Origin of the sequence: Pseudomonas sp. TWP3-1, assembly GCF_049896625.1 — a bacterium.
Lineage (GTDB): Bacteria > Pseudomonadota > Gammaproteobacteria > Pseudomonadales > Pseudomonadaceae > Aquipseudomonas.
Map to the genome: position 1 here is coordinate 49,529 of NZ_JAFCUQ010000027.1, position 9,761 is coordinate 59,289.

The following is a 9,761-nucleotide window of genomic DNA, read 5'->3' on the forward strand; positions in this document are numbered from 1 at the left end:
GTCACACCGAACAAAAAATCAGACCGATATGAAACGCGATCTTGGCGCACAGGTAATCTGGATTACAGGCCTCTCAGGTGCCGGCAAATCAACGCTGGCCGGCGAGCTTGCGGCCAGACTGCGCAGCAACGGCCAATCGGTTGTGCTGCTGGACGGCGATGAATTGCGCGAAGTGTTCGGCGCAACCGCAGCCAACTCGCAAAATCATGGCCGTGAAGGTCGGCTGGCGCTGGCGATGCAATACGCCCACCTGTGCCGAATGATTGCCGCACAAGGGCACACCGTCGTGATCGCGACGATTTCACTGTTTCATGAAGTTCATAAGTGGAACCGCGCCCATCAGCCGGGGTATTTCGAGGTGTACCTGAAAGTCCCGGTGGAGGAGCTGAGTCGCCGCGATCCCAAGGGTATCTACCGTCGTTACCACGCGGGTGAATTGCACAATGTCGCCGGACTCGATCTGGCCATTGATGAACCACAAGCAGCGGACTGGGTAGACGAGTTCAATCCGCTGCGTTCCGGCCAACATCTGGCCGATGATCTATTCAATAAAATTTATACAAGGAATCTGCTATGAAAACGGAATGGGACTACACCACGCTGGCTGATGCTTACCTGAAACGTCCGGACTACGCCGACGCGGCGATCGACGCGATGCTGTCGATCGCCGGTGCCGAAAAAGGCGACGCGTTCTGTGACGTCGGCGCGGGTGTTGCGCACCTGACGCTGATGCTTGCTGCGCGTGAGCTGGATGTCACCGCGGTGGAACCCAACGATGCAATGCGCGCCAACGGCATCAAGCGCACCGCCGCATTGGGCAACGTCAAATGGCACGAGGGCACTGGCGAAGTCACCGGCCAGGCCGCGCAAGCCTTCGACATGGTCACCTTCGGCAGTTCCTTCAACGTCTGCGACCGCCAGCAGGCGCTCAAGGAAACCGCGCGTATTCTCAAGCCGCGTGGCTGGTTCGCCTGCATGTGGAACCACCGCAACCTTGAAGACCCGATTCAAGCGCGCATCGAAGCCATCATCAAAGAACGCGTGCCAGGTTATGGCTACGGCACCCGTCGCGAAGATCAGACCGCAGTGATCGATGCCAGCGAGCTGTTCGGCGCAGTGGTTCATCTGGATGCGCGAGTGATTCACCAACAAACCATCGCCGAATGCCTGGAAGCCTGGCGCTCGCACGCCACCCTGGAGCGTCAGGCCGGTGCGAACTTCCATGAAGTGATCAGCGCCATCGACGACTACCTGCAAAGTCTGCAGACGCCGTCGATCCAGATTCCGTACTCGACGAACATTTGGGTCGCGCAGCTGAGATAAGCCTGATGGCCCTGCACTTCTCAACCAAGGCCGGCACGCTGTCGCGCCTGCAAGGGCGACTCGCGTCGGCGCGCATTGCGCCGCTGCTGGCGTTCAGCGTGGCCGACTGGCAAGCGGATCGGCCAGCCTGTATTCGGGACATCCAGGGTCGGCTGTCTGCGGCCCCGTGGATCGTGCGCTCCAGTTGCGCGCGCGAGGACAGCGCCGATGCCTCGTTCGCTGGCGCCTTCCTGTCCCTCGCGAATGTCGATGACCCCGGTCTGACCGACGCGATCGAACAGGTCATCGCCAGTTACGGCGATGTGCATCTGGCCGACGAGATACTGATCCAGCCGATGCTGGCCAACGTGCTGCGTTCCGGTGTCGCGTTTTCTCACGACCCCAACACCTGCGCGCCGTATCGGGTGGTGAACTGGTCCGAAGGCACTGACACCGCGTCGGTCACCGGCGGCATGGGTGGGCGACTCTGGCAGCAGGCGGCGCACAGCCCAGTGGCGCCGCCCGCATCGCTCGCTCCGGTGGTGGCCTTGCTTGAAGAATTGCTCGGTCTGTTCGGCGACCAGCCTGTCGACTGCGAGTTTGCGGTAACCGGCGAAGCCACAGGCGAGGTTCTCTGGTTGCTCCAGGCTCGACCACTGATTTTGCCTGCGCGTCCGGAATCGGATGCTGCGCAAGCTGCGCGGCTGCAGAGTATCCAGCGCAAAGTGGCGCGCGGCATGCGCCCGCATCCGTTCCTGATCGGCCAGCGAACAGTCTATGGCGTGATGCCCGACTGGAACCCGGCCGAGATCATCGGCATTCGTCCGAAACCGCTGGCGCTTTCGCTGTATCGGGATCTGGTGACGGATTCGATCTGGGCGTATCAGCGTCACAACTATGGCTACCGAAACCTGCGCAGCTTTCCGCTGATGCCGCACTTTTTCGGCCTGCCCTACATTGACGTGCGGCTGTCGTTCAATTCCTTCATTCCGGCAGACCTCGACGAAGATCTGGCCGGGCGCCTGGTCGACTACTACATCGAGCGGCTGCTGGCGGAACCGACGCTGCACGACAAGGTGGAGTTCGAGATCGTCTTCTCCTGCTACACCCTGGATTTGTCACAACAGCTGGAACGCCTGGCCAGTGCCGGTTTTCAGCAACATGAACTGGAAGCCATCAGCACCAGTTTGCGTAAGTTGACCAACCGCATCGTCCACCCGAAAGACGGTTTGTGGCGCAGCGATGCCAACAAACTCGACGTTCTCAACGCTCGCCGCGAAGAGTTGCTGGCCTCCGACGCCGACCCGCTGGAGCGCATCTACTGGCTTCTGGAGGACGCGAAACGCTACGGCACCCTGCCCTTCGCCGGCCTGGCCCGCGCGGGTTTTGTCGCGGTGCAGATGCTCAGGTCGCTGGTGGCCGTCGGAGTGTTTTCGCAGGCTGACTACGATGCGTTCATGGCCGGTGTTTCTACCGTCAGCGGTCAGTTGGCGCGTGATCGGGCGATGCTCGACAAGGCGACGTTCCTGTCGCGCTACGGGCATTTGCGTCCGGGCACCTACGACATTCTGTCGCCGCGTTACGATGAAGCGCCAGAACTGTACTTTGACTGGAATCAACGTCCGTCTGCCCCGGAGCCTGTTCAGCCGTTTTCGCTGACGCTGCCGCAGATGCGCGAGATCGTGAAGCAGCTCGAAGCCCATGGCTTACAGCCGGATCCGGTGGGTTTGCTGGACTTCCTGCAAAACGGCATCGAGCTTCGCGAGCTGGCCAAGTTCCACTTCACACGCAACCTGTCCGACGCTCTGGCGCTGATTGCACAAGTCGGTGCCGAACACGGCATCGGGCGTGAAGACCTGGCCTACTGCGATATCAGCGCCTTCACCGAGCTGCATGTGGCGGCTGCGGATCCCAAAGAGGTGCTGTTGCGCAGCATCGAACAAGGCAAGGCGCGCTACGCCGAAACGCTGAAGTTATCGCTGCCGCCGATGATCACCTGCCCCGAGGATGTGTGGAGCTTCGAGTGGCCGGAAACGGCGCCGAATTTCATCACCCAAAAGCGTGTGACTGCGCCCGTGGTGCAATGCGATGACCGGGAAAAACTCGCCGGAGCAATTGTCTGCATTCCCAATGCCGACCCGGGCTTCGACTGGTTGTTTGCTTACCCGATTGCCGGGCTCATCACGGCGTGGGGCGGGGCCAATTCGCATATGGCGATTCGTGCCGGTGAACTCGGTTTGCCGGCCGTGATCGGTGCAGGTGAAGTGCTCTATCGTCGCTGGTCGACAGCGGACATCCTGCATCTGGATTGCCCGGGGCGCAGGGTGGAGATGATGACGTGAAAGTCGTGGCGATCAGCCAGCGGGTCGACAACCACCCGGAGCGCGGCGAGATCCGCGATGCGCTGGATCAGCGTTTGTGCGCTTTTCTGCTGGCGGCCGGTTTTATTCCAGTGCCGGTGCCCAATGGCCTGGATCATGCCTGCCTTGAGCAGTGGCTGGCGGCGGTTTCGCCCCATGCCATTGTGCTGTCCGGCGGCAATGACATCGGCCAATGCCCGTCCCGCGACCTGACTGAACAGCAACTGCTCGACCATGCCCGCACCCGGCGTCTGCCCGTCCTCGGTATTTGCCGAGGCATGCAAATGCTCGCGCACTGGGCGGGCGGGGAGTTGCAGCCGGTGACCGGCCATGTGCGCACGCGGCACCGGTTGTCCGGCCAGATCAAAGCAGATGTGAACAGCTTTCATAACCTGTGCCTTGCCAGTTGCCCGCCAGAATTTGAAGTGCTGGCGCGCAGCGAAGACGGCGAAATCGAAGCCATCCGCCACTCACGCCTGCCTTGGCAAGGCTGGATGTGGCACCCGGAACGCGAGGCCGATTTTGCCCCGCACGACGTGCAGCGAATCCAGCAGCTTTTTGGCGAATCCGACCCCACTTGATCACTTACGGAACAGACCTGTTGTGAAAGCCATTATTCTCGCTGCCGGCCGTGGCAGTCGCATGAAAAGTCTCACCGATGAACGCCCGAAATGCCTGGTCGAATTGCGCGGCAAACCATTGCTCGAATGGCAGTTGGAGTCACTGCGCGCGGCGGGCATCAGCGAAATCGCTGTGGTCACAGGCTACAAGCGCGCGTTGCTGGCCGACAAAGGTCTGAGCGAATTTCATAACCCACGCTGGGCTGAAACCAACATGGTCGCGTCTCTGGCATGCGCCGAAGCCTGGCTTGCCGGGCAGCCGTGCATCGTGAGTTATTCGGATATTTTCTACAGCCCGACGGCTGTGCAGTCGTTGATGACCAACCAGGCATCGCTGGCCGTGACCTATGACCCGAACTGGTTGGCATTGTGGACACAACGTTTCGGCGATCCATTGCTGGACGCCGAAACGTTCCGTCTGAACAGCGACCAGACGCTGGCGGAAATCGGCAACAAACCGCAAACGGTGGATGAAGTCGAAGGCCAGTACATGGGTCTGCTGCGCTTCACGCCCGAGGGCTGGGCAGAAGTGGTTCGCCTACGCAGCGAATTGACCCCGAGCCAGTGCGACCAGATGCACATGACCAACACCCTGCAACGGGTCATCGATGCCGGTCGAGTGCCGATCGAAGCTGTGCCTTACACGGGAGAATGGGGAGAGGTCGACTCCAGCGAAGACCTCTCTGCCTACCAGTAAGCAGGCGCGCCGCTTCAACGGAAGCGGTCAACCTCGGAGCGCAGATCTGCTGCCAGTTTTTCCAGCTCCTTGGCGGTAATCGCCAGATTGGAAACCACTTCACGCTGCTCGCTGTTGGCCAGGGCGATGCTCTGCAAGTTGCTGCTGAGCAGAGTCGCAGTGCTGCTCTGTTCCTGAGTCGCGGTGGTGATCGCGGCAAACTGCTCACCGGCCGAACGGCTTTGCTCATCGATACGCGCCAGTGCCGAAGCGACGTTGGCGTTGCGCGACAAGCCTTCCTGCATCAGCAAATTGCCTTGTTCCATGGTGCTGATGGCGTTACCGGTTTCCTGCTGAATGCTCTGGATCATGCCGGAGATTTCATCCGTCGCCTGACGGGTACGTGAAGCGAGGTTGCGCACTTCGTCGGCCACTACGGCGAAGCCGCGACCTTGTTCGCCTGCACGCGCTGCTTCGATCGCCGCGTTGAGCGCCAGCAGGTTGGTCTGTTCGGCAATCGAGGTGATCACACCGACGATTCCGCCGATTTCCTGCGAGCGCTGGCCGAGGGTGTTAATCACGGTGGCGGTGCTATTCAGGGCGCCGGCAATCTGCTCCAGCGACGAGGACGCTTCGCCCATCGAGGTGCGACCGATCTGCGTTTGCTGAGCATTTTCCTGGGCCAGACGCTGGGTCGCACCCATGTTGTCGGCGATATCCAGCGAAGTCGCGGAGAACTCTTCAACCGCGCCAGCCATGCTGGTGATTTCGCCGGACTGCTGCTCCATGCCTTCATACGCACCACCGGACAAACCGGACAGCGCCTGAGCACGGCTGTTGACCTCGCCCGAAGCACGACGGATGTGCTCGACCATGGTCGACAGCGCCTGGCTCATCTGATTGAAAGCACGCGACAGCTGACCGATCTCATCGTTGCTCGACACGTTCAGACGCACGCTCAGATCACCGGCGCCCAAGGCTTCGGCCTGACGCACCAGATCGCCCAATGGCTGCAATTTGCTGCGCAACAGCCACACCGCCGAACCGACCGCGATCAGCATCGCCAGCAGGCTGCCGATGGCCAGTTGAATGCCGACGCTCCAGGTCACGGCGCGGATTTCGCTTTTCGGCATGCTCGCCACCACCGACCACGGCCCGCCATCGAAGGGCACGGCGACGCTGTAGAAGTCTTCCGATTTGTCGCTCCAGAATTCGCCTTTACCCGGTTTCTTTGCCAGGCCGCCGATCACCGGAATCGCTTGATCCAGCGCCTGTACACCGGCCGGCGGCACCAACCATTTGTTCTGCTCATCAAGCAGCGCCAGCGAACCGGTCTGGCCGATGCGGAAGCGCTTGAGGTTGTCGAACTGGGCGTTCTGCGCGTCGGTGTAATCGAACCCGACGAACAGCACCGCAATCACCTTGCCGCCGCTGTCGCGCACCGGGGTGTATTGGGTCATGTAAGAGCGTTCGAACAGCAAGGCACGGCCTACGTAGCTCTGGCCCGCCATCAACTTCGCATAGGCCGGGTGGGCGTGGTCAAGCAAGGTGCCGATGGCGCGGCTGCCGTCCTGCTTGGTCAGCGAAGTGCTGACCCGCACGAAGTCTTCACCGCTGCGCACGAACAACGTGGCGACGCCGGCAGTCATCTGCTTGAAGCCGTCAACTTCCTTGAAGTTGTTGTTCAACACTTCGCTGCCCAGGTGCAGACCCGGAGTCTGGGTGCCGGCCACGTTCACCGGTTCATCCGGATGAATGCTCAGCCCCGTGCTGAAGCGCTTCTCGAACAACCCGCTCAGACGCTGGGTGCTTTCACGCAGCGTGCCGTGAAAGGTGCTCAGCTGATCGGCCAGCAGGCGCGCCTCACTGGCCAGGTGCTCTTCACGGGTGGCGAGGTTGGCGGTATCCAGCGAACGCAGGGCGAACACCGTACTGCCGCTGATGACAATCGCCAGTATCACGGCGAGCGCGAGGCCCAGCTGCGAGGCGATCCGAGCACGAGGTTGAGACATGGACAGCTCCTGGCCGAGCTGCGGATCCTCCTTGATCGCGGCACTTGCTCGGAAAATTCTAATAATGGGGGGTGAAGCGCGAAACCGGCACGTCGGTCCCACCTGCACGTATTCGGCGGAAAACCCGAATACTTGAGTAGATAGCGCGGTTATGGCGAAAGGCCGGCATTGTGCAGGCTCGAACGTTTCAGCTCAAGCGCGTGACATCCGGCAGCGCCATGGCGCGCACTTCGCCTTGCAGGAAGTCGCTGAGGCGGCGCAAACGTTCACCTCCCGGACGGGTTTTCGGCCACACCAGATAATAATTTTCCCCGCTGGCAACCGCTGTCGGCCACGGCAAACTCAACCTGCCTTGCGCCACATCCTCGGCGACCATCAGCAAATCGCCCATGGAGACGCCGTACCCGCGAGCGGCGGCAATCATGCCCAGCTCCAGGGTATCGAAGACCTGCCCGCCCTTGAGCGACACCTGATCAGCGAGACCCATGCGCAGCAGCCAGTTGCGCCAGTCGCGACGATCCGGGGTCGGGTGCAGCAGCTCGGCGCTGGCCAGCCGCGCCACATCCCACGGCTGATCGTTGAGCAGATTGGGTGCGCCGACCGGAATCAGCTCTTCGGGGAACAGATAACTCGCCTCCCAGTCCGGCGGGAAATGGCCGTTGCTCAGCAGCACTGCGCAATCGAATGGCTCGTCGTTGAAATCCACCGAATCAATGTCCATCCAGGCACTGGTCAGTTGCACCTCATTGCCCGGCTGCAGATGACGGAAGCGACTGAGGCGCGCCAGCAACCAGCGCATGGTCAGGGTCGAGGGGGCTTTCATGCGCAGGATGTCATCTTCGGCGCGCAGGGTATTACAGGCTCTTTCCAGCGCGGTGAAGCCGTCGCGGATACCCGGTAACAGCATGCGCGCCGACTCGGTCAGTTGCAGATTGCGTCCGCTGCGGTGAAACAGCCGACAGGCGAAATGCTCTTCCAGCGTACGAATGTGCCGACTGACCGCGCTCTGGGTGATCGACAACTCTTCAGCCGCGCGGGTAAACGAACTGTGCCGCGCCGCCGCTTCGAATGCGCGCAAGGCATACAAGGGAGGAAGTCGACGGGACATGGATCAGGCTCCAATTGCGGGATTTCGCCAACTTAGCAGAATCACGCCTGGATGAGTTTTAATCATGCTACCCATCCTTTTTATCCCTTTGTGCAAAGCTTGTTGAGGGCCGAGAATCGACGGTCTCTTGCCCCCTCGATTAAATGGATGTGATGACCATGCAGCGACCTGTGCGTACCGAACTCTGGGCCATTTTGCGGCTGGCGGGGCCGTTGATCGCCTCGCAGTTGGCGCACATGTTGATGGTGCTGACCGACACCCTGATGATGGCCCGCCTCAGCCCCGAAGCCTTGGCCGGCGGAGGGCTGGGCGCGGCGACTTATTCGTTCGTGTCGATCTTCTGCATCGGCGTGATTGCGGCGGTCGGCACGTTGGTGTCGATTCGCCAGGGCGCCGGCGATATTGTCGGCGCTGCCAAACTGACTCAGGCCGGTTTGTGGCTGGCGTGGCTGATGGCGCTCGGTGCCGGTCTGCTGCTGTGGAACCTGGAACCGGTATTGCTGCTGTTCGGCCAGACCGAAACCAACGTCACCGCCGCCGGGCAATTTCTCATCGCGCTGCCGTTCGCGCTGCCCGGCTACCTGAGCTTCATGGCCCTGCGCGGGTTCACCAGCGCCATCGGCCGCGCGACGCCAGTGATGGTTATCAGCCTGGTGGGCACGGTCGCGAATTTTCTGCTGAATTACGCGCTGATCACCGGCATGTTCGGCCTGCCGAAACTCGGCTTGATGGGCATCGGCCTGGTCACGGCGATTGTCGCCAACTGCATGGCACTGGCGCTGGCCTGGCACATTCGTCGGCATCCGGCCTACGACGCTTATCCGTTGCGTCAGGGCTTGTCGCGGCCGAACCGCCAATACCTCAAAGAGCTGTGGCGTCTGGGCCTGCCGATCGGCGGCACTTATGCGGTGGAAGTCGGCCTGTTCGCTTTCGCGGCGCTGTGCATGGGCACCATGGGCAGCACGCAGCTCGGTGCGCACCAGATTGCGCTGCAAATTGTCTCGGTAGCGTTCATGGTGCCGGCGGGGATGTCGTACGCGATCACCATGCGCATCGGCCAGCATTATGGCGCCGGGCAGCTCAATGATGCGCGGATGTCCGGCCGGGTCGGGATCCTATTCGGTGCGGTGGTGATGTTGGCCTTTGCGATGGTGTTCTGGCTGTTGCCAAATCAATTGGTCGGCTTATTCCTCGATCACAACGACCCGGCATTTTCCGAGGTGATTCAACTGGCCGTGAGCCTGTTGGCAGTCGCCGCGTGGTTTGAGCTGTTCGATGGCACGCAGACGATCGCCATGGGCGCCATTCGTGGACTCAAGGATGCGAAGACCACGTTCCTCGTTGGTCTCGGTTGTTACTGGCTGATTGGCGCACCGGCGGCGTGGCTGATGGCGTTCCATCTGCACTGGGGGCCGACGGGCGTCTGGTGGGGGCTGGCGCTGGGGCTGGCGTGTGCGGCGGTGAGTTTGACGCTGGCATTCGAGTGGAAGATGAAGCGGATGATTCGGCGCGAGCCTGCTGCTACGCATCAGTACACAGCTGCCCAGACTGACTGAGATCACCTTGTGGGAGCGTGGCTTGCCCGCGATGAGCATTGGTATCTACACATCTCCCGATCCTGGTCTATAAAGGGACGGCATGGATATCAAATGACTGGGCTAGATGCCCGCCTGATAAAACGAT

Annotated in this window: 8 protein-coding genes; 6 read left to right on the plus strand and 2 right to left on the minus strand. The window is 61.3% G+C overall.

The window, feature by feature from the left end; genetic code table 11:
* The first annotated feature begins 28 nt into the window (after window positions 1–28).
* The 5 genes from ACP7BN_RS25985 to ACP7BN_RS26005 are packed head-to-tail and all read left to right on the plus strand — an operon-like array spanning window position 29 to window position 4,979.
* On the plus strand, window positions 29–577 hold the full coding sequence (locus ACP7BN_RS25985) for an adenylyl-sulfate kinase (protein ID WP_426206655.1): 549 nt from the start codon (window positions 29–31) through the stop codon (window positions 575–577).
* Window positions 574–1,323: a class I SAM-dependent methyltransferase gene (locus ACP7BN_RS25990; protein WP_420649221.1), complete on the plus strand. Its 750-nt coding sequence runs from the start codon at window positions 574–576 to the stop codon at window positions 1,321–1,323. The genes ACP7BN_RS25985 and ACP7BN_RS25990 overlap by 4 nt, the downstream gene beginning before the upstream one ends.
* A gap of 5 nt (window positions 1,324–1,328) precedes the next feature.
* Window positions 1,329–3,644, plus strand: a complete 2,316-nt coding sequence (locus tag ACP7BN_RS25995; RefSeq protein WP_426206656.1) for a PEP-utilizing enzyme — start codon at window positions 1,329–1,331, stop codon at window positions 3,642–3,644.
* Complete coding sequence (locus ACP7BN_RS26000) at window positions 3,641–4,243, plus strand: gamma-glutamyl-gamma-aminobutyrate hydrolase family protein (protein WP_426206657.1); 603 nt, start codon at window positions 3,641–3,643, stop codon at window positions 4,241–4,243. The genes ACP7BN_RS25995 and ACP7BN_RS26000 overlap by 4 nt, the downstream gene beginning before the upstream one ends.
* A gap of 22 nt (window positions 4,244–4,265) precedes the next feature.
* A complete protein-coding gene (locus ACP7BN_RS26005) occupies window positions 4,266–4,979 on the plus strand; it encodes a phosphocholine cytidylyltransferase family protein (protein ID WP_426206658.1) in 714 nt (237 codons plus the stop codon).
* A 14-nt stretch (window positions 4,980–4,993) separates the two neighbouring features.
* Here the strand turns inward: ACP7BN_RS26005 and ACP7BN_RS26010 are convergent, their stop codons facing one another.
* Both ACP7BN_RS26010 and ACP7BN_RS26015 read right to left on the minus strand, forming a co-directional pair.
* Window positions 4,994–6,970, minus strand: coding sequence for a methyl-accepting chemotaxis protein (locus ACP7BN_RS26010; RefSeq protein ID WP_426206659.1), 1,977 nt, complete (start codon window positions 6,968–6,970; stop codon window positions 4,994–4,996).
* A gap of 187 nt (window positions 6,971–7,157) precedes the next feature.
* Window positions 7,158–8,078, minus strand: coding sequence for a LysR substrate-binding domain-containing protein (locus ACP7BN_RS26015; protein ID WP_420649226.1), 921 nt, complete (start codon window positions 8,076–8,078; stop codon window positions 7,158–7,160).
* Between the two features lie 158 nt (window positions 8,079–8,236).
* On the opposite strand from ACP7BN_RS26015, the gene ACP7BN_RS26020 reads away from it, so the two are divergent.
* Window positions 8,237–9,634: a NorM family multidrug efflux MATE transporter gene (locus ACP7BN_RS26020; RefSeq protein WP_426206660.1), complete on the plus strand. Its 1,398-nt coding sequence runs from the start codon at window positions 8,237–8,239 to the stop codon at window positions 9,632–9,634.
* Window positions 9,635–9,761: the final 127 nt, after the last annotated feature.